The sequence below is a fragment of the Enterobacter sp. FW301-JW81 genome (genome assembly GCF_058788735.1).
The window spans coordinates 411,489-436,780 of the sequence record NZ_JBYTBA010000004.1 but is presented as its reverse complement, the minus strand read 5'-3'; the positions used below and the strand labels follow the sequence as shown (position 1 = coordinate 436,780).

Here is a 25,292-nt window from a genome sequence, read left to right as displayed (position 1 = left end):
TTGTAGGCCCGGTAAGCGCTAGCGCCACCGGGCCTTTTTATTCCCCGGCTAATGCACGCGGGAACAGAACGTTGTTCTCAAGACTGATGTGTTCCATCAGATCGTCGATCGTTTCGTTAATGCCGTTGTACATCGCTTTCCACGTTGTGCACGCTTCTGGCGGCGGCGTGACGTTGTTGGTGGTGTGTTTGATCACTTCCAGCAGCTCGCCGGCGTCATCATGTTCGCTTTCCATCACGCTGATTGGCCCCATTGCCTGGCTACCCATTCCCTGTTTGATCATCGGGAAGAGGATCTGTTCTTCTTTCATCATGTGGCTGGAAAGCTCTTCGTGCAGCATCGTCAGGTATTTCGCCAGGCCGCGCGGTACGGAAGGTTTGTCGGCGTGTACGCGCTCCACTTTGGTTGCCTGCAGGATCAGCTCCGGCAGCTGTTCACGGTGACGGTCATGGTAACGCACGATGATATGGTCAATGATTTCCGCGAGCGGGGCGGTTCGCCAGTCTTTATCGACGGGTTGCTGGGCCAGCTCCGCCAGCTCTGCTTCAATCACCTCAACGTCCAGCTCCTTGCGGGAAGCCGCACGTGCCAGGGTTTGCTTACCGCCGCAGCAGTAATCCATATCGTATTTACGGAACAGCGCAGAAGCGCGAGGAATGGAGAGCGCCAGCTCGCCGAGGGGTTGGTCGCGAAAGGCCATATCAGTTACCTCGTCATCAATAATATAAGTTGCATATTAAATGCATCTTTAAGGCGGCGCTATACCCCTTTAGAGGGAAGGGTAAAAATGAGATGTAGATCACAAAAAATAGCCTTTTTAACTCCCTGAATGGGCTCAGGAAAATGGTTTAGAAACTTTTTAAAGGTGTAGAAACAGTAAACAACCCGCCGCGCCTGCCGATATATCCACGTCAGACAAACCTGCATATAACAAAGGCTACGCATGTTTAAACGTATAAAAGTCATTACCCTTCTTATTTCGGTGCTGCTTGTGCTCGGCATCATGCAAGTGATTTCCGCGGGTATCTTTATCAACGCGCTGAATAACGATAAAGACAACTTCACCGTATCGCAGCTCTCCAGCAAGAACGTGGCGGAGTTTACCGATGCGTGGATCAGTCTGAACCAGGCGCGCGTCACCCTGAACCGCGGGATGCTGCGTCTGCAAAGTAGCATGGCCTCTCAAATTAACGGCGGCCAGTTGAACGAGCTGGTGACCACGGCGAAAAACCTGCTGGCTGAAGCCCAGGTTCATTACGATAAATATTATGCGTTGCCAAATACCCCAGGGCTGGATGAGAACCTGGCTAACCGACTCGAAGAGCAGTACCGCATATACTCTTCCACGCTGACGCAAATGAACGTTCTGCTGGGCCAGGGCAATCTGGAAGATATGTTCAAGCAGAATGCCGAACAAAAGCAAAACGCGATGCAGACGGTTTATCGTGAATGGCGTGAAGCGCAGGCCGCGCTCACGGATAAAGGCATTCAGGATAATGAAAGTGATTACAAGCACATCCTGTGGATCCTCTCTGCGGTCATGCTGCTGGTGGTTGTGGTGATTATCTCCAGCTGGATTGCCATGCGCCGCGTGCTGCTGCTGCCTCTGGAAGAGGTGATTAACCATATCCGCGCCATTGCGGCAGGGGATTTAACCCAGCCGATTCAGGCAGACGGTAAAAATGAAATGGCGATCCTGGCGCGCAACGTGCAGGAAATGCAAACCTCGCTGGCGAACACCGTGGGGGTGGTGCGGGAAGGTGCAGATACCATTTATACCGGTGCAGGTGAAATTTCTGCCGGCAGTAACGATCTCTCTTCCCGCACCGAGCAGCAGGCCGCTTCTCTGGAAGAGACGGCTGCCAGCATGGAACAGCTGACGGCAACCGTAAAGCAGAACGCCGATAACGCGCGTCAGGCTTCGCGTCTGGCGCTGGATGCCTCCTCAACCGCGAAGAAGGGCGGCAACGTGGTGGAAGGCGTGGTACGCACGATGGACGAGATCGCTACAAGCTCCAGCAAAATCGCGCAAATTACTAACGTGATCGACGGGATTGCCTTCCAGACTAACATCCTGGCGCTGAACGCGGCGGTGGAAGCGGCGCGTGCAGGCGAACAGGGCCGTGGCTTTGCGGTCGTGGCCGGTGAAGTGCGTACCCTTGCCCAGCGCAGCGCCCAGGCGGCAAAAGAGATAAAAGCGCTGATCGATGATTCCGGCGAGCGCGTAAACGCGGGTTCGCAGCTGGTTAATGAAGCCGGCGCCACGATGGCAGAGATTGTGAATGCGGTCACCCGCGTTACCGACATCATGGGTGAGATTGCCTCGGCCTCTGACGAGCAGAGCCGCGGTATCGATCAGGTAGGTCAGGCGGTGGCCGAGATGGACCGCGTGACCCAGCAGAACGCCTCGCTGGTTGAAGAGTCTGCGGCCGCGGCGGCGGCGCTGGAAGATCAGGCTGCACGCCTGAACGAAGCGGTGGCGGTGTTTAAAATCACCCGCAACCAGGCGGTGAAGGCGGCTCCGGTGAAAACCTATGTGCCTAAAGCGCAGCCCGTAGCGGCTGCGTCTGAAGCGAACTGGGAAACGTTTTAATATCATGCCGGGTGGCGCTGACGCTTACCCGGCCTACAATACCGCTCCTCGTAGGCCGGGTAAGGCGTAGCCGCCACCCGGCAAAAATCACAGCTCCGACGCCGGAACGACCCTCGGTTTTTCCGGCTTCGCCCTTACCGCCATCACCACCCCTACCACCAGCAACGCAATCCCGCAGGCCGTTAACAGCGGCGGCACGCTCTGGCGCATCAGGAAGGTATAAAGCAGCCCGGCCAGGGTTTCGAAGACAATCAGCGGCCCTAAGATCACCGTCGGCAGCTTCTGGCTGGCAATGTTCCAGCACAGCGCACCCACCCATGAACACAGCACCGCAATCGCCACCATCAGGCCAATAAACACCCACGGTCTTGGCCCGAAGGGCTGGGCGAAGTCGGGCTGTTGATGGCCTAACCAGATGCACGCCCCGACATACCCCACCAGTGAGACGGGTAGCGTGACCAGCGCCTGTGCCGTCGCCCACATCATCGGATGCTTGTCCGGGTTCTCCCGCAGCCAGCGCGCATTGCGCAAGGCATACCAGGCCCAGCAGGCCACGGAAATGAACGCCAGCAAAATGCCAGAACCGTAACGCCACAGGTCAAAATCCACCAGCCCATGACGCAGCTCGGCGATATTGACGCATACCAGACCCACGGCGGTGCAAATCAGCGCTGGCGTCATTTTTGACCACGCCAGTTTGCCGTCGCGGTGGCTGTAGAGCAGGTTCGCAAAGACGGGGATAACGACCGGCAGCGTGCCGATAATCATGGTGGATACCGGCGCGCCGGTGCGCTGAATGGCGCTGGCGAGGCAAACGTAATAGATAAGATTGCCCATCATGGTCAGCGCCAGCGCGGTGCTCCAGTCCTGACGGCTGAGCTGGCGCAGGCGCGCGCGTCCCAGCCACGCCAGGGGCAGGGCAATCAGCCCCAGCGCAAGGTAACGTCCGGTCGACTGCAGTATTGCCGGGTACTCGGGCACGATCAGCGGGCCGACAAAAATCAGTCCCCACATCATCCCGGCCAGCAGGGCATACAACACACCACTAATCATTTTTCCATCCACATTGATTCACGTTGCGCTCAGTGTAGGCGGGAGAAAGGGGCGCGTATTGTATGAGATTGCGCATTAGCGCCGGGTGACCTGCTTCTGGTAGCGCACGGGCGTAATGCCGTAGCGGCGGGTAAACGCGCGGGTTAAATGCGACTGGTCGGTCAGCCCGGCCGCGGCAGCGACTTCGGCTGCGGGCATGCCGTGCGTGAGGAACGCTTTGGCGCGCCACAGGCGGATGGCCATCAGCATCTGATGCGGCGTCACGTGAAAATGGGCTTTGAACTGGCGCTGGAAATGGTAAGGGCTCAGCGAGACGATGCTTGCCAGCTCGTCCAGCGTCAGGGCGTGCATATAGTTATCGTGCAGATACTCGCGTACCCGTTCGAACCGATGCGCACCTTCGTGAACGACCGGCGCGTGGCGGGCTAACGGCTGAAAGGTCTCGATCAGATCCAGCAGCAACCCTTTTTGCGCCAGCGGATCGTCCGTATGCCACAAGCCATAAATGAGCCTGCCGATTTGCTGCGAGCGCAGCGGGTCATAACGGGTTACATCGCTAAACCACCAGTGCCGGAGGCCGGTGACCTCTTCCAGCAGGTCGGGCTCGATATAAACCATCCGGTAGCGCCAGCCGTCTTCGGTGGCGGACTCGCCGGTATGGATCTCGTCCGGGTTCATGGTCACGACGGATTTTTCAGGGGCGAGATGCTGGGTGCCGCGATAGCGAAAGCGTTCGGCACCGGTTTCAATGGTGCCGATACCGAAGGCTTCGTGCGTGTGAGGCTCAAAGGCATAGCGGGAAATATGCGCGTGATAGAGCTCGATGCCCGGCACCTGCGCCAGATGGCGAAAGCGCGCGCTGTCTCTCTCATCAATGAACTGTTCCGGTACGCCTTGCACGGTGAGCCTCCTCGTGGGTCATCTCTTCATTATCAAAGATGACCCGAGGGGATGCCACAAAAAATAACCAGTCCTTAACAATTACAGGATGGCTTTGACGCTCTCCGCCAGCGTTGTGGTCGGGCGGCCGATCAGCTTGCTCAGGGTACGGCTGTCGTCGAACAGGCCGCCTTTCGAGGCGCCCACGTCGGAGTCCGCCAGCATATCCGCCAGCCCGGCAGGCAGGCCAACGCCCTTCAGCGCGGCGGCAAAATCCGCTTCGCTCAGGTTCTGATACGCCACCGGCTTACCGCTCTGCTCGCTCAGTTCAGCAGCCAGTTCGCTCAGCGTCCACGCGCTGTCGCCCGCCAGTTCATACACCTTACCAGCGTGACCTTCCTCAGAAACGACTTTGGCTGCAGCCGCCGCGTAATCTGCACGGGTCGCAGAGGCAATTTTGCCTTCGCCTGCCGCACCAATAAAGACGCCATGCTCCAGCGCCGGCGGTGCGCTCGCCAGATAGTTTTCGGTGTACCAGCCGTTGCGCAGCAGGGCATATGGCACGCCTGACGCTGCCAGCGCTTTTTCGGTCTGGACGTGTTCAACGTGAAGACCGAGCGGTGATTTGTCCGCATGCAGCAGGCTGGTGTAGGCGATAAATTTCACGCCGGCGGCTTTGGCGGCGTTAATGACGTTCTGGTGCTGGGTCGCGCGCTGGCCCACTTCGCTGGAGGAGATCAGCAGCAGTTTATCCACGCCGCTCAGCGCGGCGGTGAAGGTGACTTCGTCCGTATAATCAGCCTGACGAACCACAATACCCTGCTGGCTTAAGGCTTCCGCTTTCGCCGGGTTACGTACGATGGCTACAATCTGGCTGGCCGGTACGGTTTTCAACAGCTGTTCGATAACGAGATGGCCAAGCTGGCCGGTAGCGCCGGTAATTGCGATCATGATGAATCTCCTTCGTGTTTGTCTGGTGTTGTGGCACACTAGCACCATAGCTAACTTTTAGTAAGTACGTACAAAAAGGTAAGTATGAAAACAACGATTCCGACGCTCAGCGAACAAATGCGCGATGGCAATCTCTTCGCGGAACAGTGTCCTTCGCGGGAGGTGCTTAAACACGTGACCAGCCGCTGGGGAGTACTGATTCTGCTGGCCCTGCGCGCGGGAACGCACCGCTTTAGCGATCTGCGCCGTAAAATGGGCGGAGTAAGCGAAAAGATGCTGTCCCAGTCACTCCAGGCGCTGGAGCTGGACGGGTTTGTCGATCGCGTGTCGTATCCGGTTGTGCCGCCGCACGTAGAGTATAGCCTGACGCCGTTGGGTATTGAGGTCAGCGAGAAAGTCGCCGCGCTGGCGGACTGGATTGAGGTAAATACGCCGAAGGTGATGGCGAATCGGGACGATCGTGCGGCGTAAAAGCCGGGTGGCGGCTTCGCCTTACCCGGCCTACCCGCAGTTCGTAGGCCGGGTAAGCGAAGCGCCACCCGGCACAATCACCGCTACTTGCTCAAATCCACCTGATAAATCGCGAACCCGATATCATCCGTCGCCACCTTTTTCATCGGATACTGCGCCTTATCCTTAATAAACGCGGCTGCCTTATCGGACGGTGACGTTTCAACGCGGATGTCCAGCGGCGTATCGCTGTGGATCGGCGCCAGACGCCAGTTGTTATCCACTGCCGGGTGAATTTCCCCTGCCTTTTTCGATTCGGCGCCGATCCATGCCGCCAGCACCGAGCGGTTTTCGTCCGGCGAGGCGAAGGCGATGTGGCTGTCTCCCGTACCGGCAAACTTACCGCCGTAGGCGCGATAGTTATTGGTCACGACCAGGAAAGTGGCTCCCGGGTCTATCGCCTTGCCGTTGAAGGTCAGGTTTTTGATGCGTTCCGCCTGCGGGTTAACTGCATGACACTCGCCGTCATATTTCGCCGGCTGGGTGACGTCAATCTGGTAATTCACGCCGTCGATCACGTCGAAGTTGTAGGTGCGGAAACCGTCCCAGTTAATCAGCGACTGCGGCTTACTGCTGTGCGGGTCAATCTGGTTAAACTGCCCGGCGGAGCACTCCAGCCACTCTTTCACCTCCTGGCCGGTCGCTTTTACTACCACCAGCGTGTTCGGGTAGAGGTAGAGATCGGCGGCGTTACGGAAGGTCAGCTGGCCTTTTTCGACTTCCACATAGCTTGCCGGGTCATTCTTACGCCCGCCTACCTTGAATGGCGCAGCGGCGGAGAGCACCGGCAGTTTTGCCAGATCCGGATCGCCCTGAATAAAGTGTTCGGCATAGGCTTTCTGCGCCATATTGACCACCTGAACGGTTGGGTCATCCTGAACCAGCGCCAGGTAGCTGTACATGTTGTCGGCGGATTTGCCGATCGGTTTGCTGACGAAGTCGCGCGTGGCGTCGTGATCGTGCATCAGCACCTCGACCAGTTTTTTATCTTCCGCCGCCAGTGACTTTTTAGCCGCCGCGTCGTAAATCGGGCGCGCTTCGGCTTTTGACTGCGTGACCTTCCAGCTGCCGCCGTCGTTATTCAGCACCAGATCCACCACGCCAAGATGGTCGCCCCACATGCCTGGCATCACCGACGGCACGCCATTGAGCGTCCCTTTTTCGATATCCGCCCCTTTGATGCTGGAAAAATCTTTGCCCGGGAAGACCGCGTGAGCGTGGCCGAAGAGGATCGCGTCAACGCCCGGAACTTCACTCAGGTAGTAAACGGAGTTTTCGGCCATGGCCTGATACGGATCGGCAGAGAGGCCGGAATGGGCGACGACGACCACCAGATCCGCCCCTTTCTCACGCATTTCCGGCACGTATTTACGCGCCGTCTCGGTAATGTCGTTAACGGTGACTTTGCCGCTGAGGTTCGCCTTATCCCACGTCATAATTTGCGGCGGTACGAAGCCGATATAGCCGATTTTCAGCGTCTGCTTTTTACCGTCCTGGTCGACTACCTCTGTTTCTTTAATCAGGTAAGGCGTAAACAGCGGCTTTTGGGTCTTAACGTCGATGATATTGGCGTTAACGTACGGGAATTTGGCTCCTGCCAGCGCGTCATGCAGGTATTTCAGGCCGTAGTTGAATTCGTGGTTACCGAGGTTGCCGACGGCATAGTCCAGCGTGTTCATTGCTTTATAAACAGGATGGATCTCGCCTTTTTTCAGGCCTTTCGCCGCCATGTAATCGCCGAGCGGGCTGCCCTGAATGAGATCGCCGTTATCGACCAGCACGCTATTTTTCACCTCACCGCGCGCGGCGTTTATCAAACTTGCCGTGCGTACCAGTCCGAATTTTTCCGTCGGGGTATCTTTGTAGTAGTCGAAGTCCATCATGTTGCTGTGAAGATCGGTCGTTTCGAGAATACGCAGATCGACCGTCGCCGCCTGTACGCTCGCTGCAATCAGCGTCGCCAGGAGCGTTGCGCTAAACTTAATCATCAGAGGAGTCCTTTTTTCGATCCATGCCACAAAAGAGTATGTATCTATAGCGTGTTGCTTACAGAAATGTGAATCCTGACAGAAAAAAGCGACCTGAAACCGGAATTGCTTCACAGATAGCGGAATTGTTCACATTACGATATAACTAAAACAAAGAGTTAACCTCACTGCGTTAACAAAGAGGTGGAAAATGCTAGATAAAATTTGTCAGCTCGCACGGGATGCGGGAGATGCCATCATGCAGGTGTATGACGGTAATAAACCGATGGAGGTTGTCAGCAAAGCCGACGACTCTCCGGTCACGGCGGCAGATATCGCGGCGCATAAGGTGATCCTGCAAGGGTTACAGGCCTTAACGCCGGACATTCCCGTTTTGTCTGAAGAAGCGCCGCAAAGCTGGGACGAGCGCCAGCACTGGCAGCGCTACTGGCTGGTCGACCCGCTGGACGGGACAAAAGAGTTCATCAAGCGCAACGGTGAGTTCACCGTCAACATTGCCCTGATTGAGAAAGGCAAAGCGGTGCTGGGCGTGGTATACGCGCCGGTAATGAAGGTGATGTACAGCGCCGCAGAAGGGAAGGCCTGGAAGGAAGAGTGCGGCGTGCGCAAGCAGATCCAGGTGCGGGATGCGCGTCCACCGCTGGTGGTGATCAGCCGCTCGCACAGCGACAGCGAGCTGCAGGAGTATCTGCAGCAGCTGGGTGAACACCAGACCACCTCGATTGGCTCATCGCTGAAGTTCTGCCTGGTGGCGGAAGGTCAGGCGCAGCTGTACCCCCGCTTTGGACCAACCAACGTCTGGGATACCGCGGCAGGTCATGCGGTTGCCGCGGCCGCCGGAGCGCACGTTCATGACTGGCAGGGCAAGCCGCTGGACTATACCCCGCGCGAATCGTTCCTCAACCCCGGCTTCCGCGTCTCTATTTATTGAGCCAACAGCTTATGCAGCAGGTCGACAACCTGCTGCACCTCTTCCTGGGTTAACGCACCGTCTTTGACCCACTGCACGCGGCCCTCTTTATCGAGCACAACGATCGCAGAACTCTCTTCCTCCAGCTGCCAGGCCTTACGGGTTACGCCGTTGCTGTCGACAATAAACTGCGACCACGGGTAGAGCTTTTTATTGCTCTCAAGGCTTGAGCGCACAAACATTCCGGAGCCTGGAATGGCGTCGTCAGTGTTAACAATGGTGGTCGTCTGGTAGCGGTCATGGGGGAATTTTGCGGATTTGATCGCTTCCACCAGGTTGGCATTTTTCTCTTTTGCGGATGTACGACCGGCAATATGTTGTACAACTCTCACTTTGCCTGCGAGCTGCGCGCTATTCCAGGGTTTGTAGCTAAACTTATCATTGTCGAGAATCAATTCTCCCCGGTCAGCAATGCCGACTGGCGGTATACGTTGTCCTTTTTCAATGTTGTGAGCGGAAGCCCACAGAGGCAGCAGCAGGCAAGCTGCTGCAAGGATATTACGTAGGGTCATGGCGTTTCCTTATTGTTTGCAGGTGATCCGACCACTTGGTCATACGCTTTAATGATAAGTGCGATCAATGTGGTTTTCCCGCAATCCGGATGCCAGTTTGCGGGTGAACGCACATATCCATGAAAAAACGACGGCTTATACTGCCCTCAGTGACGGTTTGCAAAGATTATTCTGAATAATTGTAATCAAACGGTAAATAAACTTATGCATACTGGGTAACAACGTAGTTCTGGTCTATAGTCATTGGGCATTAAAATTTGCGCTCAGGACAGTCGGGCCGATTGTGGCACCGCAAGAGCGTATGATTCGCAGGAGATACAAGAATGAAAATTTTCCAACGCTACAACCCGCTTCAGGTGGCGAAGTACGTGAAGATCCTGTTCCGTGGACGGTTGTATATCAAGGATGTTGGCGCTTTTGAGTTTGATAAGGGCAAGATCCTTGTCCCAAAAGTGAAGGACAAACAGCACCTGTCTGTGATGTCCGAAGTCAACCGTCAGGTTATGCGTCTGCAAACTGAGATGGCTTAACCAACGTGCTATGCAGTAGATAAAAAGACGGCTCCCAATGGGAGCCGTTGATGTTTGTGGGGGCAGGAGCCTTACGCCGACACCTTCTCTTCCGCATCCGGCAGCTTCGGCACCAGTACGGTCGGTTTGTTGTCGATTCGCGTCACCAGCAGCTGGTCGATGCGGTAGTTATCAATATCCACCACCTCAAACTTATAGCCGGAGAACTTCACCGAGTCGGTACGTTTCGGGATTTTACGCAGCATAAACATCATAAAGCCGCCGATGGTCTCGTAGTTGCCGGACTGCGGGAACTCGTCGATATCCAGCACGCGCATCACGTCTTCAATCGGCGTACCGCCATCAATCAGCCATGAATTTTCGTCACGCTGAACAATCTGCTCTTCCAGCCCCTGGCCAACAAGGTCGCCCATCAGCGTGGTCATTACGTCGTTGAGGGTGATAATACCGACCACCAGCGCGTATTCGTTCATGATAACCGCGAAATCTTCCCCGGCGGTTTTGAAACTTTCCAGCGCTTCTGAGAGCGTCAGGGTGTCCGGCACAATCAGGGTATTGCGGATCTGTACGCCGCTGTTGAGCGCCAGGCTCTGGTTCGCCAGCACGCGGTTCAGCAGGTCTTTGGAGTCGACGTAACCGATGATGTGGTCGATATCCTCATTGCAGACCAGGAACTTAGAGTGCGGATGCTCCGCCACCTTGGTCTTCAGGCTCTGCTCGTCTTCGTGTAAATCGAACCAGATAATATTTTCACGGCCCGTCATGGAAGAGGGCACGGTACGGGATTCCAGTTCGAATACGTTTTCAATCAGCTCGTGCTCCTGCTTACGCAGCACCCCGGCCAGCGCGCCGGCTTCCACGACCGCATAAATGTCGTCAGAGGTGATGTCATCTTTACGCACCATCGGCAGCTTAAAGATGCGGAAAATCACGTTCGCCAGGCCGTTGAAGAACCACACCAGCGGACGGAACACGTACAGACAGAAGCGCATCGGGTTGATGATACGCAAAGCCACGGCTTCTGGCGCAATCATACCGATGCGTTTCGGGGTAAGGTCAGCGAAGAGGATGAACAGCCCGGTCACCAGCGAGAAGGAAAGGATAAAGCTCAGCTGTTCGGCCAGTTCAACGGACATGTACTTTACAAAGAGGCTATAAAACGCCGGGGAAAACGCCGCATCGCCCACGATACCGCCGAGAATGGCGACCGCGTTGAGGCCGATCTGCACCACGGTGAAGAACATGCCGGGGTTTTCCTGCATTTTCAGGATGCGGGTGGCATTGATGTTGCCTTCGTCTGCAAGCAGCTTCAGTTTGATTTTACGGGATGCGGCCAGCGAGATCTCAGATATCGAGAAAAATGCACTGACGGCAATAAGACAAAGTATTACTAAAATACTGTTTAACATAGTTTATCCGGCTTATCGCCAGATCCTCAGAAGGGGAGTTGATACCATTTGTCTGAAGACACATTGAACGTCAGCTCGTAGCGTTGAGCCGATTATTTCAGCGGGTAGTATAGCGTAAAGAGATGTAAATCTGCCAGAGGTCACATTTTTGGCATAAAACAGACCGGACAGCCTGATGCTGTCCGGTAAGAGGGGTTATTTCGCGGCGGATAAACGGGCGTTTCCTTCTGCCCGTCGGGTCGCATCGCCTCCCCATACCTGGTCGTACTCATAGCCTGTAAGCTGTTTGATCACCACGCGGGTCCTGGCGTCGCAGTCACGATAGTCTCCGCCCAGCTTGCGGCGCGCAATCTCCCTGAGGAGCAGCTTATGCGTCTCGCGGGTGAGCCTGAACTTGTAGGTCGTGAAGAAGCTTACCGCCAGCAGGGCGGCCGTCGCGAAAATCATCAGGCCTATAATCGCCCCCAGCGCGCTTTCAGGCTGCGCGCCGCTGCCCTTCACAAAGCCGGACTCCTGCAGCACCAGGCCAATAATCATGATGGCAATCGCCACGGTGCTTTTGCGCGTCAGGACCATCACGCCGGCAAAAATGCCTTCGCGGCGCTGCTGGGTTACCATCTCGTCAATATCCGGAATGAAGCTGTAGATGTTCCACGGAATGTAATAGAGGCCAGAGCGGGCGGCACCGAGCAGGATAAAGACCGCCGAGAACAGCAGCGTCGGCACCTGCGTTTTGGTCAGGTAAACCGTAAACAGGAAGGCCAGTACCAGGAAAATACAGCCGTAGGAGAGACGCAGGGCGGCAGACGGCGTCATGTTCAGACGGTTCAACAGCAGCATAAATCCATAGGTGCCGGGCACCGAGGCGAAAGCCGCAATGCTCAGCCAGCCCGACACGGCTGCCGCATCCTGGCTCAGGCAATAAACGACATAATAGGTAAAGACCGACCCGAATACGTCCATCGCCGTAAACGAAAAGATATAAATAATAATGTGCAGACGGAACGCGCGAATACGGAAGGAGGAGAAGAGATCCAGCACCAGATATTTCAGGTGATTGAGGATCCCGCTGCTGCGGTGATTCTCTACTTTAAACGTAGACTCCTGTTGCACATCCTTCGCTTCCCACGTGGTGTACCAGGTAATAAATACCGCAATGCAGAAGATGCAGGAAAAGATCAGCCCGGTCAGCGTATAGGTAAACGGATTATCTTTACCGGTGAACTGCATAATGACGCCGGGAACCGAAACCGCAAGAAAACCGCCCAGCTGGGAGCAGATCATACGCACGCCGGAGAGGCGGCTACGCTCTTCGTAGCGGTTAGTCATCTCAGCCGCCAGGGTCTCCCAGGGCACCAGCACCATCGCCGACAGTAATTCAATGGAGAGGTAAGTGCCCAGGTAGTACCAGTACCCCATATCGGTCATCCACAGCAGGGCATATAAAAACATTAACGGGGAACTGAGTAATAAAAAGAAGCGGCGACGGCCAAATTTACGCCCGAGCCAGGTATCGCCGAAATTATCGGTGATATACCCCATAATCGGGCTTAACAGCGCATCGATAACGCGGGCAATGGCAAATATAGATCCCGCTTCAATAACCGAGAGCCCGCAGTAGGTGGTATAAAAAAATAACAGCCAGGTGCCGATAATGGCGAAAGCGCCTCCGCCAAAAAGATCGGTTATGCCGTAGCCAAGCGCCACGCCATAACCCACTCTACGTTCAGTTGGTTTGACCATAATAATATCCAGTGTAGGGTAGCTATAAACCCATATTTGGGTCGTTTTTTTATTTACTGCTGGAATACAAATTACGTTCTAATTATTGATATCTATCCATTGTCTTAATTGAGATGAGCGGTAAATAGCCTCCACAAGGGTGAGTGATTTTCCGGCTTCACGGATGTCGGTGTAACCCGCGTTTCCCGGGTGGGTGATAGCGTGATAAAAACGGCGGATCGCCTGCTCGTGTCCCAGGCCCCAGTAGCTTTTGACCGAGCCGTCAGGCGAGTCGTCGGTCGCCAGCCTTACGCGCTCGCCCGGCGTCACGCGCCAGAGCACATTGTCATTCAGCAGCAGCGAGCCCCGCTCACAGTGGATCTCCATCAGGAGCGGGGAGTCGGTGGTGTTGCAGTTGCTGGCGTAAAACAGACCGCGTGCGCCGTTGGCAAAATGCAGCGTCGCCATTGCGCTATCTTCGCCTTCGGTCACGTCCGCCAGCTCACCGCTATCGACCACGCCTTTCACGCGCGTTGCGCCGCCAGCGAACCACTGCATCAGGTCGAGGGTATGAATGGCCTGGTTGATCAGCAGGCTGCCGCCTTCCGTTGCCAGCCGCCCGCGCCACGGGCTTTCGGTGTAGTACGCGCCCGCGCGCGACCACGTCAGCACCGCCTTGATGCTGAGCATTTTTCCCAGCCCGCCATCGTCCAGCGTCTGGCGAATGCGCAGGCTGGTGGGGTTGAGCCGGTTCTGATAGCACACGCCGAGCAGGCCCGGCGCCCGTTCAGCGGCGCGGGTGATATCCACGAGTTCGCTGCTGTTCATGCCCACCGGTTTTTCGCAGAAAACATGCTTCCCGGCGGCGAGAGCCGCCAGGATCATGCTTTTATGCTCGAAATGCGGCGTGCAGATATGGACCACGTCGATGGCATCATCCAGCAGCATTTCCCGGTAATCCTGATAAAAGCGGCACTGGTAGCCCATCGCCAGCTTCAGCCCTTTGACGCTATCGGTATCGACCAGCGCGCGCAGCGCAACGCTGGGGAGCTGGCGCAGCGCGTTTACATGGCAACCGTGAATCGCCCCTGCGCCAATTAAGGCCGTGTTCAGGATCGTCATCGTCGCCTCCCGTTATTCCGTCGCGTTGGCCAGCATCTGAGCCTTCACGCAGAGCTCCGCCGCCCTGAAGGCGTGTGCCTGGGTCATGGCGTTTTCAGTACGATGCAAGCAGTCGAGGATCAGTTCGCCAAAGAACGGGAACCCCACCTGTCCAGCGACCGGATAGCGGAACTCTCCCTCTTTATTAACGAGATACACCACGTCCTGCTCGCCGCGGGTGAGATCGACATATTTGCGGATTTCGATATAGCCTTCGGTGCCGAGTAGCGTCAGGCGGCCATCGCCCCAGGTAGAGAGACCGTCAGGGGTAAACCAGTCGCAGCGGAAATAGCCGCTGGCGCCGTTTTCCCCTTTCAGCATGGCATCGCCAAAATCTTCAAAGGCGGGATACTGCGGGTGTTTAACGTTGCGCACCTGGCTTGCCACCACGGTGGCGTCGCTGTTGCCGGTGTAAAAAAGGAACTGCTCAATCTGGTGGCTGCCGATATCGCACAGAATGCCCCCGAAATAGCGTCGATCGTAGAACCAGTCCGGGCGGCCGCTCCCTTCCCGGTGCGGGCCAGTCCCCAGCGTTTGTACGACGCGGCCAATGGCCCCTTGCTGCACCAGCTGTCCGGCAAAGACCGCGCTCTCAACGTGCAGGCGTTCGCTGTAGTACACGGCGTATTTCCGCCCCGTTTTTTTCACCATGGCTTTGGCATCTTCCAGCTGCTCAAGGGTGGTGAGCGGCGCTTTATCCGTGAAGTAGTCCTTGCCTGCCGCCATCGCTTTCAGCCCCAGCGCGCAGCGCTCGGAGGGTATAGCGGCCCCTGCCACCAGACGCACCTCGTCGTCGGCGAGTATCACGTCCAGGGATTCTGCAACCTTTGCCTGCGGATACTGCTGGATGAATTTATCCACTTTTGCCGGGTCAGGGTCGTACACCCATTTGAGCGTGGCGCCAGCTTCAATCAGGCCGTTACTCATGCCGTAAATATGGCCGTGGTCGAGCGCGGCCGCGGCAAAGACAAATTCGCCTTCCTTCACGACCGGCTGTGGCTTACCGACCGGCGCGTAGTTCATACCGTCATTTTTGTTCATGGTGTCACTCCTTCATCCAGATCTTTGCCAAGGGGAATCGCACCGACTTCGCTGAAGTTGGCAACGCTTGCGGATTTTTCATAAAAACGGGGGGCGAGAGCGTTCGTCCCGCCGGTGCGGTAAAACGGATCGTCGCGCTGAATCGGCAGCGAGACCACGCTGCGGGTAATGGCGGATTTATAAATCGCGGTAATCAGCTCCAGGGAGCGTTTGCCCTGCAGGCCGTCCACTAACGGCGCCGAGCCGTGCTCGATGGCATAAAGCAGGTCGTTAATCTGCCCGGTGTGCAGCGTCCACTCGAGCTTCGGCGTCTCCTGAAAAACGGCGTTGAGCTGCGCTTCCCGCTGCAGATCCCGATCCTCCTGCGGGAAGCCGTTATCGGCGCTGAGGCTGGCAAAGGCCTGCCACGGGGCGGAGATGCGCGCCTTGTCACCCTGGATAATGATTTTCTGATCTTCCCCGTGGTGCACGACCGAGGCGGTAAGCTGTGTGAGCGCGCCGCTGGGGTATTTAAATATCGCGGCGCTGAGATCTTCGACTTCAGCGTTGTCGTGCGCCACGTTGGTCATCATGGCCACCACCTCGGACGGGAAGCCCAGCATCCACTGAATGGCGTCGATGTGGTGAACCGCGTGGTTAAGCGTGCAGCCGCCGCCCTCTTTTTCCCAGGTACCGCGCCACCACAGGTCGTAGTAGCAGTGTCCGCGCCACCAGAACGAATCCACCTGGGCATGGCAGACCTTGCCAGCAAGCCCTGAATCCAGCGCTGCTTTTAAACGCCAGAAGGCGTCGGTAAAGCGGTTTTGCGCAATGATGGCGAGCGTTTTGCCGCTGGCCTTCTGCGCGGCGAGCATGGCGTCGCACTCCTCCAGCGAGGCGGCCATCGGCTTTTCGCACAGCACATGGCGGCCGGCATTGAGGGCATCAATGCTTATCTCCGCATGGACGTAGGGCGGCGTGCAGACGTCGACGATGTCGATATTCGGCTCTGACGCCAGCATCTGCTGGTGGCTTTCATACACGCGGGCGTCCGTCAGGCCGTAGCGCGTTTTTTTCTCGTGGGCTTTTTCCGGGTAGATATCCACCAGCGCGACGATCCGGCAGCGCTGGCCAAACTGCAAATAGCCCTGAATATGGTTATGCGAGATATTCCCTGTTCCCACGATAGCGACATTTAACATCGTTTCTTCTCCGGAGTTACCAGGTGCCGGAGGCATCCAGCGTGACGCTGGCTGTCTCTTTAGCCACTGAGGTGCTGATGCGCTGCTGAAGCAGGCGCAGATACTGTTTCTCGTTGAGCGGGAGTTCGACCCAGTCGTCGGTCCAGGTGGAGAGGTGCATGGCGTTGGAGAGCGTCAGCCCGTTGATCCCTTCCAGGCCCGGTGCAATGAGCGGTTCGCCGCGCAGGATGGCGGCACAGAAATTGGCGGTTATGACGTGGTGTTCGCTGCACTCCGGGGCGACGGGAAGCGTGACCTCCCAGCATTCGGGTTCACCAAAACCGTTTTGCCAGCGGGCGTTAAAATCGGTTTCGGACTCACGCAGCCGCCAGTAGCGCAGCTTCCCCTCTTCGACGACCACCTTGCCGCGATCGCCGACGATTTCCAGCCGGTTGGTCCCCGGCGTTTCCGCCACGGTCGTGATAAACACCCCCGTCGCGCCGCTGGCGTACTCGGCATAGGCGGTGACCTCGTCCTCCACTTCGATATCGCGATGCTTGCCGAACTGGCAAAACGCGCGCAGGCGAACCGGCATGCCGACCAGCCACTGCCAGAGATCGAGCTGATGCGGATCCTGGTTGAGCAGTACGCCGCCGCCTTCTCCTTTCCAGGTGGCGCGCCAGCCGCCGGAGTTGTAGTAGCTCTGCGAGCGATACCAGTTGGTGATGATCCAGTTGGAGCGGCGGATCTCGCCCAGCTCGCCGCTGTCGATCAGATCTTTCACCTTCTGGTAGAGCGGGTTCGGGCGCTGGTTGTACATGATGCCGAACACCACGTCGCACGCCTGGGCGCAGGCGTTCATCTCCTGAACCTGGGCGGTATACACGCCCGCCGGTTTTTCACACAGGGTGTGGATGCCGTGGCGCATTGCCAGCATCGACAGGCGCGGGTGGTCGTAGTGGGGAGTCGCGACAATCACCGCGTCGATAAGCCCGCTCTGGAGCATCTCCTGCGCGTCGCTGAAAAGAGGGAGGGTGCCGACCAGCTGGCGAATGGCCGGGTGTTTTTCCACTGCATTATCGCAAACCGCCGCCAGGCAGGCGTCGCTGACCGTACCCGCCAGTAAATAACGCGCGTGGACCGTACCGATATTACCTATTCCAATAATGCCAAAACGTACCTTCTCCATGTCACACCTTAATTTCAGTTGAAATGAGTGATGACCGGAAAATAGGAAAGGGGAGCGGCAGCGACAATGTGTTTTTGTGAGAATACTCGCAGGGTGGTTAAGTAATCTCCAGGCTTCGTGAAATTTGTTTTTAAAATCAACGTGCTGTTTCTGCAAATATTTGCAAAAACTGATTGAGAGCGAGGTCACACTATGTCGGGAAGGTTAAAAATGGAGGAGATCGCGGCGCTCACGGGCTATTCCGTCAGCACCGTTTCGCGGGTCCTGAGCGGCAAGTCGTACACCAGCGAGAAAGCCCGAGAAGCAATTGTGCGTACCGCGAGGAAGCTGGGCGTGCTTGAGTCGATGGCAAGCGGGCGGCTGCTGATTAACGGCATCGCGGTCTTTGCCCCGGAAAGAACCTTTCAGGGACGTGGGGACATTTTTTATCTGGAAGTGACCAAAGGTATTGCTGAAGCCTGCGCGCCGCACAACGTGTGGGTCAGCTGCTGTGGATTAGAAGAACAGCACGCCGATGTGAAATTATTTATGGAAAAGGCCAGTCATAAGAATATCAACGCGATAATCATTATTGGAACTGATGATTCCACCATATTTAAACTGGCGAGCACGCTGAATAAGCCCTGCGTATTGATTAACTCCGTTGACCGGGATCGGGTGCTGGATTCCGTGTCGCCCGACCACCGGGCGATTGGTTTCACCGCCATGCAGTACCTTTTTGAGCAGGGGCATCGCCGGGTGCTCACGCTCACCTGCCTGCGCCGGGATACGCTCTACGCGCGTCTGGACGGCATCAAGGAGGCATACCGCCATTTTCACGTTGCCTTTGATCCCCAGCGCGATTTATTAGTGACGGAGTGGTTTACGGCAGACGAGGCCGAGCGGGCGCTGGACGCGTGGCTGATGAGTCATGACAGATCCCAGTGGCCGGAGGTGATTTTCCCGAACAGTACCAGCATGACGGAAGGCGTGGTCAGGGCGTTAACGCGCCACGGGCTGCGCATTCCGGAAGACATTTCGCTCATCACGACCGATTTTGCCTGGAATTTAGCGCACCGTCTGGAAAGACCGATCACGGGCGTTACGGTGCCCTGCCGAGAGCTGGGGATTGAGGCCGTTCACCTGCTGCAAACGCGGCTCAACCGACCGCAGGCGCCGGTCTTTAACCTGCTGCTGCAGGGCAAAGTGATGGACTACGGCTCGGTCAGTAACGCCACGCGCCACGCGGCTCGCGTGGCGCTGGACCAATAATTACGCCAGCTGCGGCGGCAGGCAGACGCCGATGCCCCCGATACCGCAGTAGCCATAGGGGTTTTTATGCAGATACTGCTGGTGATCGTCCTCGGCATAGTAGAACGGTTTCGCCGTCGCAATTTCCGTGGTCACCTCGCGCGTATCGCCAGCTTCGCGCATGGCCTGCTGGAAACGCTCAAGGCTGGCGCGCGCGGCGGCGTCCTGCTCCGGCGTGAGCGGATAAATAGCCGAGCGGTACTGGGTGCCGTGGTCGTTGCCCTGACGCATGCCCTGCGCCGGGTCGTGATTTTCCCAGAAGACCTGCAGGAGCTGCTCGTAGCTAATCACCGCAGGGTCATAAACCACGCGAACCGCTTCCGCATGACCGGTTTCCCCGGAGCAGACTTCGCGGTAGGTTGGATTAGGCGTGTAACCGCCCGTGTAGCCGGCCGCCGTGCTGTATACGCCGGGCAGCTGCCAGAAGAGGCGTTCAACGCCCCAGAAGCAGCCCATCGCGAACAGGGCGATTTCCATCCCTTCTGGAACGTTGGTCATGGAATGGTTATTGACGGCGTGTAAGGTCGCCACAGGCATAGGGGTGTTGCGTCCCGGTAATGCATCGGCTTGTGAAACCAGATGCTTTTTGTCGAATAAACTCACGATGGGGCCTCACGGGGTGCGATGTTTCAGTTAAGGTTGTCACGAAGCGTTTAATTGAACACAATAAATGCGCTGAATGAGTCTAGATTTAATCATAAGAAATATTTGGGTGTTACACCCATTTTCAACCCGCGATTTGGGTTTTTGGCCAACGGGCCGTATTTTGCCGCGGAGCGGCACTTCATTTGCTTCCAGGGTGGAAACAGGGATATTCAGGAGAAAACGTGACAAAAATCCGCCAGTTATGTTTAGTCAGTGTATTGCTGACAAGCGGGATTGCCAGCGCGGCGAATGTCCGTTTGCAGGTTGAGGGGTTATCCGGGGCGCTACAAAAAAACGTGCGTGCGCAGCTATCGACCATCCAGAGCGATGAGGTGACGCCGGACCGGCGTTTTCGCGCGCGCGTGGATGACGCCATCCGTGAAGGGCTGAAAGCGCTGGGTTATTACGAACCCACCATTGATTTTGACCTCCGTCCGCCGCCAAAGAAGGGGCGCCAGGTGCTGATTGCCCGCGTTTCGCCGGGCGAGCCGGTATTGATTGGCGGCACCAACGTGGTGCTGCGCGGCGGTGCGCGAACGGATCGGGATTACCTCGATCTGCTGAGTACGCGTCCAAAAATAGGCACCGTGCTGAATCACGGCGATTACGATCATTTTAAAAAATCCTTAACCAGCGTCGCGCTGCGTAAAGGCTACTTCGACAGCCAGTTCAACAAAAGCCAGCTTGGAGTGTCGCTGGAACGACGTCAGGCCTTCTGGGATATCGACTACGACAGCGGGGAGCGCTACCGTTTTGGCGATGTGACGTTTGAAGGGTCGCAAATTCGCGAAGAGTACCTGCAAAACCTCGTTCCCTTCAAAAAAGGGGATTACTACCAGTCGAGCGACCTGGGAGAACTGAACCGCCGCCTCTCCGCCACCGGCTGGTTTAACTCCGTGATTGTCGCACCGGAATTTGATAAGTCGCGCAAAACCAAGGTGTTGCCGCTGCATGGCGTTGTCTCGCCGCGCACCGAGAACACCATTGAGACCGGTGTGGGCTATTCGACGGACGTTGGCCCACGCGTGAAAACCTCGTGGAAAAAACCGTGGATGAACTCCTACGGCCACAGCCTGACTACCAGCCTGAGCCTCTCTGCGCCCGAGCAGCAGCTGGATTTCAGCTACAAAATGCCGCTGCTGAAAAATCCGCTTGAGCAGTATTACCTTCTGCAGGGCGGCTTTAAGCGCACCGATTTAAACGATACCGAGCAGGACTCGACCACGCTTGCGGTATCGCGTTTCTGGGATCTCTCCAGCGGCTGGCAGCGCGCCATTAACCTGCGCTGGAGCCTTGACCACTTTACCCAGGCCAACGTCACCAACACCACCATGCTGCTTTACCCGGGCGTGATGATCAGCCGCACCCGCTCGCGCGGTGGCCTGATGCCGACCTGGGGCGACTCACAGCGCTACTCCATCGATTATTCCAACACCGCCTGGGGCTCCGACGTGGACTTCTCCGTCTTTCAGGCGCAAAACGTCTGGATCCGCACGCTGTACGACAAACACCGCTTTGTGATGCGCGGTAATCTCGGCTGGATTGAGACGGGCGATTTCGAGCGCGTTCCGCCGGACCTGCGCTTCTTCGCCGGGGGCGACCGCAGCATTCGCGGGTATAAGTTCAAATCGATCTCACCGGAAAACGAAAAAGGCCAGCTGACCGGGGCGTCAAAACTGGCGACCGGCTCGCTGGAGTACCAGTACAACGTCAGCGGCAAGTGGTGGGGCGCCATGTTTGTTGACGGCGGTGAAGCGGTGAACGATATCCGCCGCAGCGATTTCAAAACCGGCGCGGGCGTAGGCGTGCGCTGGCAGTCACCCGTCGGGCCCATCAAGCTCGATTTCGCCGTTCCGGTGGGCGACAAAGAAGAACACGGATTACAGTTTTACATCGGTCTGGGGCCTGAATTATGAGTCTATGGAAGAAGATAAGCCTCGGGGTGCTGATTTTTATCGTGCTGCTGCTCGGTACGGTGGCGTTTCTGGTGGGAACGACGACCGGGCTGCATCTGCTGTTTAACGCCGCGAACCGCTGGGTGCCCGGGCTGGAAATCGGCCAGGTGACGGGCGGCTGGCGCGACCTGCGCCTGAAAAACATCCGCTATGAGCAGCCGGGCGTGGCGGTGAACGCCGGCGAATTCCACCTCGCGGTGAAGCTGGGATGCCTGCGCGACAGCAAGCTCTGCGTTAACGATCTGTCGCTAAAAGATGTCAACGTGGCGATAGATTCGAAAAAAATGCCGAAGTCTGCGCCGGTGGAGGAAGAGGACAGCGGCCCGCTGAATCTCTCCACCCCGTATCCGATCGCGCTTTATCGGGTGGCGCTGGATAACGTCAATATCAAAATCGACGACACCACCGTGTCGGTGATGGATTTCACCTCCGGCCTGCGCTGGCAGGAGAAAAACCTGACCCTGACGCCTACGTCGCTGCAGGGTTTACTGATTGCGCTGCCGAAAGTGGCGGACGTGGCGCAGGAAGAGATCGTCGAGCCGAAGATCCAGAACCCGCAGCCGGAAGAAAAGCCGCTGGGCGAAACGCTGAAGGACCTCTTCTCGAAGCCTGTCCTGCCGGAGATGACCGACGTTCATCTGCCGCTGAACCTCAACATTGAGGAATTCAAAGGCGAGCAGTTGCGCCTGACCGGCGATACCGATCTGACGGTTTACACCATGCTGCTGAAGGTCAGCAGCATTGACGGCAATATGAAGCTCGACGCGCTGGATATCGACACCAACCAGGGCTCGGTTAACGCGTCAGGGAATGCCCTGCTGCGCGACAGCTGGCCGGTGGATATCACGCTGAACAGCGCGCTCAACATCGATCCGCTGAAAGGCGAAAAGGTGAAGGTCAAAGTGGGCGGGGCGCTGCGCGATAAGCTGGACGTCGGCGTGAATCTCTCCGGCCCGGTGGACATGGTGCTGCGTGCGCAAACCCAGCTGGCGGAAGCCGGGCTGCCGCTTAATCTTGAGGTTGTCAGCAAGCAGCTTTACTGGCCGTTCACCGGCGAAAAGCAGTTCCAGGCCGATGACCTGAAGCTGAAGCTGAGCGGCAAGATGACCGATTACACGCTCTCGTTCCGCACCGCGGTGAAGGGGCAGGGCGTGCCGCCTGCAACCATCACGCTGGATGCGAAGGGCAACGAACAGCAGGTCAACCTCGACAAGCTGACCGTCGCGGCGCTGGAAGGTAAAACCGAGCTGACCGCGTTGCTCGACTGGCAGCAGGCGATCAGCTGGCGCGGCGAGCTTAAGCTGACGGGCATTAACACCGCCAAAGAGGTGCCGGACTGGCCGTCAAAACTGGATGGCCTGATCAAAACCCGCGGCAGCCTGTACGGCGGCACGTGGCAGATGGACGTGCCGGAAATCAAGCTCACCGGTAACGTGAAGCAGAACAAGGTTAATGTTGAAGGCTCGGTCAAAGGCAACAGCTACCTGCAGTGGGTCATTCCGGGACTGCACGTGGCGCTGGGCCGCAACACGGCGGATATCAAAGGCGAGCTGGGGGTGAAAGATCTCAATCTGGATGCCACCATCGACGCGCCGAACCTGGATAACGCTCTGCCGGGCCTTGGCGGCACGGCGAAAGGGTTAGTGAAAGTGCGCGGCACGGTCGACGCGCCGCAGCTGCTGGCGGATATCACCGCCAATAACCTGCGCTGGCAGGAGCTGAGCGTTGCCCGCGTCCGCGTGGAAGGGGATGTGAAATCCACCGATCAGATCGGCGGTAACCTGAACCTGCGCGTGGAGCGCATTTCTCAGCCGGACGTCAACATTAACCTGGTCACTCTGGACGCCAAAGGGAACGAGAAGCAGCACGACCTCCAGCTGCGCGTGCAGGGCGAGCCGGTCTCCGGCCAGCTTCACCTGACCGGCAGCTTCGACCGCAAGGAAGAACGCTGGAAAGGAACGCTGGACAACACCCGCTTCAACACGCCGGTTGGGCCGCTGGCTCTGTCACGCTCCATCGCGCTCGACTACCGAAACGCCGAGCAGAAGATCAGCATTGGGCCACACTGCTGGACCAACCCGAATGCGGAACTCTGCGTGCCGCAGACCATCGATGCGGGAGCGGAAGGGCGCGCGCAGATCAACCTCAATCGCTTCGATCTGGCGATGCTGAAGCCGTTTATGCCGGACACGACCCAGGCCAGCGGCGTCTTCAGCGGGAAGGCCGATGTCGCCTGGGATACCACGAAAGAGGGGCTGCCGCAGGGCAGCGTCACCCTTTCCGGGCGTAACGTGAAGGTGACGCAGGAGGTCAACGATGCGCCGCTGCCGGTGGCATTCGACACCCTGAACCTGAGCGCGGACCTGCATAACAACCGCGCGGAGCTGGGGTGGCTTATCCGTCTGACCAACAACGGTCAGCTGGACGGGCAGGTACAGATTACCGACCCGCAGGGACGGCGTAATCTGGGCGGCAACGTCAACATCCGTAACTTCAACCTGGCGATGGTGAATCCGATTTTCGCCCGCGGGGAAAAAGCAGAGGGCATGCTCAACGCCAACCTGCGCCTGGCCGGCAACGCGCAAAGCCCTCAGCTGTTCGGTCAGTTGCGGCTCAGCGGCGTAGATATTGACGGCAACTTTATGCCGTTCGATATGCAGCCCAGCCAGATCGCGATGAACTTCAACGGCATGAGCTCGACGCTGAGCGGCTCGGTATTAACGCAACAGGGACAAATCAACCTGAGCGGCGACGCGGACTGGAGCCAGCTCGATAACTGGCGGGCCCGTATTGCCGCGAAAGGCAGTAGGGTGCGCATCACCGTACCGCCAATGGTGCGCCTGGACGTCTCGCCAGATGTGGTCTTTGAAGCCACGCCAAGCCTCTTTACGCTTGACGGACGCGTTGACGTGCCGTGGGCGCGCATCGTGGTCCACGACGTGCCGGAAAGTGCGGTTGGCGTCTCAAGCGATGAAGTTATGCTCAATGAAAATCTGAAACCTGTCGAACAGAAGAGCGCAGGCATACCGATTAATAGTAACCTTATCGTGCACGTGGGGAATAACGTGCGGCTGGATGCGTTTGGGCTGAAGGCGCGGCTCACGGGTGACCTGAAAGTGGCTCAGGATAAACAAGGGCTTGGCCTGAACGGGCAAATCAATATTCCTGAAGGGCGTTTCCACGCCTATGGTCAGGATCTGATTGTCCGTAAAGGCGAGCTGCTGTTCTCCGGTCCACCGGATCAGCCTTTGCTGAACATCGAAGCGATTCGTAACCCGGAAGCGACGGAAAACGACGTTATCGCGGGCGTCCGCGTCACCGGCTCCGCCGACGAACCGAAGGCGGAGATCTTCTCTGACCCGGCGATGTCGCAGCAGGAAGCCCTCTCTTACCTGCTCCGAGGGCAAGGTCTGGACAGCGGTCAGAGCGACAGTGCGGCGATGACCTCGATGTTAGTGGGTCTGGGGGTTGCACAAAGTGGGCAGGTTGTGGGTAAAATCGGCGAGACGTTCGGCGTAAGCAATCTGGCGCTGGACACCCAGGGCGTGGGTGACTCCTCGCAGGTGGTGGTCAGCGGCTATGTACTGCCGGGTCTGCAGGTAAAATATGGTGTGGGGATCTTTGACTCACTGGCAACACTCACGTTACGCTATCGCCTGATGCCTAAGCTATATCTGGAAGCAGTGTCCGGCATAGACCAGGCACTTGATCTGCTCTATCAGTTTGAGTTTTAG

The 25,292-nt window shown here is 57.3% G+C and carries 20 protein-coding genes; 7 read left to right on the top strand and 13 right to left on the bottom strand.

Annotated elements, in window-relative coordinates; all coding sequences use genetic code 11:
• Window positions 1–37: 37 nt before the first annotated feature.
• Window positions 38–700 carry an iron-sulfur cluster repair protein YtfE gene (gene ytfE / locus AC3WOK_RS15465; RefSeq protein ID WP_047346141.1) on the bottom strand — a complete coding sequence of 221 codons (663 nt, stop codon included), beginning with the start codon at window positions 698–700 and terminating at the stop codon, window positions 38–40.
• A gap of 243 nt (window positions 701–943) precedes the next feature.
• Between ytfE and AC3WOK_RS15460 the strand changes: the two genes are divergently transcribed.
• The gene (locus AC3WOK_RS15460) at window positions 944–2,593 is read left to right on the top strand and encodes a methyl-accepting chemotaxis protein (RefSeq protein ID WP_047346142.1); all 1,650 of its coding nucleotides are present in this window, start codon (window positions 944–946) and stop codon (window positions 2,591–2,593) included.
• 87 nt (window positions 2,594–2,680) lie between these two features.
• Here AC3WOK_RS15460 and AC3WOK_RS15455 read toward each other — a convergent pair whose 3' ends face one another.
• The 3 genes from AC3WOK_RS15455 to AC3WOK_RS15445 form a co-directional block, all read right to left on the bottom strand.
• Entirely contained in the window at window positions 2,681–3,646 is a 966-nt protein-coding gene (locus AC3WOK_RS15455; RefSeq protein ID WP_059311913.1) for a DMT family transporter, read from the bottom strand.
• Between the two features lie 75 nt (window positions 3,647–3,721).
• A complete protein-coding gene (locus tag AC3WOK_RS15450; protein ID WP_492354776.1) occupies window positions 3,722–4,546 on the bottom strand; it encodes an AraC family transcriptional regulator in 825 nt (274 codons plus the stop codon).
• Window positions 4,547–4,627: 81 nt separating this feature from the next.
• On the bottom strand, window positions 4,628–5,476 hold the full coding sequence (locus tag AC3WOK_RS15445) for an SDR family oxidoreductase (RefSeq protein ID WP_492354775.1): 849 nt from the start codon (window positions 5,474–5,476) through the stop codon (window positions 4,628–4,630).
• 84 nt (window positions 5,477–5,560) lie between these two features.
• Between AC3WOK_RS15445 and AC3WOK_RS15440 the strand changes: the two genes are divergently transcribed.
• Entirely contained in the window at window positions 5,561–5,947 is a 387-nt protein-coding gene (locus AC3WOK_RS15440; protein WP_059311910.1) for a winged helix-turn-helix transcriptional regulator, read from the top strand.
• An 83-nt stretch (window positions 5,948–6,030) separates the two neighbouring features.
• Here AC3WOK_RS15440 and AC3WOK_RS15435 read toward each other — a convergent pair whose 3' ends face one another.
• Window positions 6,031–7,974 (bottom strand): bifunctional 2',3'-cyclic-nucleotide 2'-phosphodiesterase/3'-nucleotidase, encoded by a 1,944-nt coding sequence (locus AC3WOK_RS15435; protein ID WP_492354774.1) that lies wholly within the window; start codon window positions 7,972–7,974, stop codon window positions 6,031–6,033.
• Window positions 7,975–8,164: 190 nt separating this feature from the next.
• Here AC3WOK_RS15435 and cysQ point away from each other — a divergent pair, with 190 nt between their 5' ends.
• Window positions 8,165–8,905: a 3'(2'),5'-bisphosphate nucleotidase CysQ gene (cysQ, locus tag AC3WOK_RS15430; protein ID WP_047346148.1), complete on the top strand. Its 741-nt coding sequence runs from the start codon at window positions 8,165–8,167 to the stop codon at window positions 8,903–8,905.
• Here the strand turns inward: cysQ and AC3WOK_RS15425 are convergent.
• Complete coding sequence (locus AC3WOK_RS15425; protein ID WP_492354773.1) at window positions 8,899–9,456, bottom strand: YtfJ family protein; 558 nt, start codon at window positions 9,454–9,456, stop codon at window positions 8,899–8,901. The two genes, cysQ and AC3WOK_RS15425, sit on opposite strands and share 7 nt — an antisense overlap.
• Window positions 9,457–9,779: 323 nt before the next feature.
• Here AC3WOK_RS15425 and AC3WOK_RS15420 point away from each other — a divergent pair, with 323 nt between their 5' ends.
• A complete protein-coding gene (locus AC3WOK_RS15420; protein ID WP_008501430.1) occupies window positions 9,780–9,986 on the top strand; it encodes a DUF1107 domain-containing protein in 207 nt (68 codons plus the stop codon).
• 71 nt (window positions 9,987–10,057) lie between these two features.
• Here the strand turns inward: AC3WOK_RS15420 and paeA are convergent, their stop codons facing one another.
• The 6 genes from paeA to AC3WOK_RS15390 form a co-directional block, all read right to left on the bottom strand.
• On the bottom strand, window positions 10,058–11,395 hold the full coding sequence (gene paeA, locus AC3WOK_RS15415) for a polyamine export protein PaeA (protein WP_047346150.1): 1,338 nt from the start codon (window positions 11,393–11,395) through the stop codon (window positions 10,058–10,060).
• 195 nt (window positions 11,396–11,590) lie between these two features.
• Entirely contained in the window at window positions 11,591–13,138 is a 1,548-nt protein-coding gene (locus AC3WOK_RS15410) for an MFS transporter (RefSeq protein WP_492354772.1), read from the bottom strand.
• A 78-nt stretch (window positions 13,139–13,216) separates the two neighbouring features.
• A complete protein-coding gene (locus AC3WOK_RS15405) occupies window positions 13,217–14,239 on the bottom strand; it encodes a Gfo/Idh/MocA family protein (RefSeq protein WP_492354771.1) in 1,023 nt (340 codons plus the stop codon).
• Window positions 14,240–14,251: 12 nt separating this feature from the next.
• Window positions 14,252–15,319, bottom strand: coding sequence for a Gfo/Idh/MocA family protein (locus AC3WOK_RS15400; protein WP_492354770.1), 1,068 nt, complete (start codon window positions 15,317–15,319; stop codon window positions 14,252–14,254).
• Window positions 15,316–16,500 (bottom strand): Gfo/Idh/MocA family protein, encoded by a 1,185-nt coding sequence (locus AC3WOK_RS15395; RefSeq protein WP_492354769.1) that lies wholly within the window; start codon window positions 16,498–16,500, stop codon window positions 15,316–15,318. Before AC3WOK_RS15395 ends, AC3WOK_RS15400 begins: the two co-directional genes overlap by 4 nt.
• A 16-nt stretch (window positions 16,501–16,516) precedes the next feature.
• Complete coding sequence (locus AC3WOK_RS15390) at window positions 16,517–17,668, bottom strand: Gfo/Idh/MocA family protein (RefSeq protein WP_063430253.1); 1,152 nt, start codon at window positions 17,666–17,668, stop codon at window positions 16,517–16,519.
• A 192-nt stretch (window positions 17,669–17,860) separates the two neighbouring features.
• Between AC3WOK_RS15390 and AC3WOK_RS15385 the strand changes: the two genes are divergently transcribed.
• Complete coding sequence (locus tag AC3WOK_RS15385) at window positions 17,861–18,919, top strand: LacI family DNA-binding transcriptional regulator (protein ID WP_047346156.1); 1,059 nt, start codon at window positions 17,861–17,863, stop codon at window positions 18,917–18,919.
• Here the strand turns inward: AC3WOK_RS15385 and msrA are convergent, their stop codons facing one another.
• The gene (msrA, locus tag AC3WOK_RS15380; protein ID WP_045355646.1) at window positions 18,920–19,561 is read right to left on the bottom strand and encodes a peptide-methionine (S)-S-oxide reductase MsrA; all 642 of its coding nucleotides are present in this window, start codon (window positions 19,559–19,561) and stop codon (window positions 18,920–18,922) included.
• 224 nt (window positions 19,562–19,785) lie between these two features.
• Here msrA and tamA point away from each other — a divergent pair, with 224 nt between their 5' ends.
• Both tamA and tamB read left to right on the top strand, forming a co-directional pair.
• Window positions 19,786–21,519: an autotransporter assembly complex protein TamA gene (tamA, locus tag AC3WOK_RS15375; RefSeq protein WP_063957376.1), complete on the top strand. Its 1,734-nt coding sequence runs from the start codon at window positions 19,786–19,788 to the stop codon at window positions 21,517–21,519.
• On the top strand, window positions 21,516–25,292 hold the full coding sequence (gene tamB, locus AC3WOK_RS15370; RefSeq protein ID WP_063957377.1) for an autotransporter assembly complex protein TamB: 3,777 nt from the start codon (window positions 21,516–21,518) through the stop codon (window positions 25,290–25,292). Before tamA ends, tamB begins: the two co-directional genes overlap by 4 nt.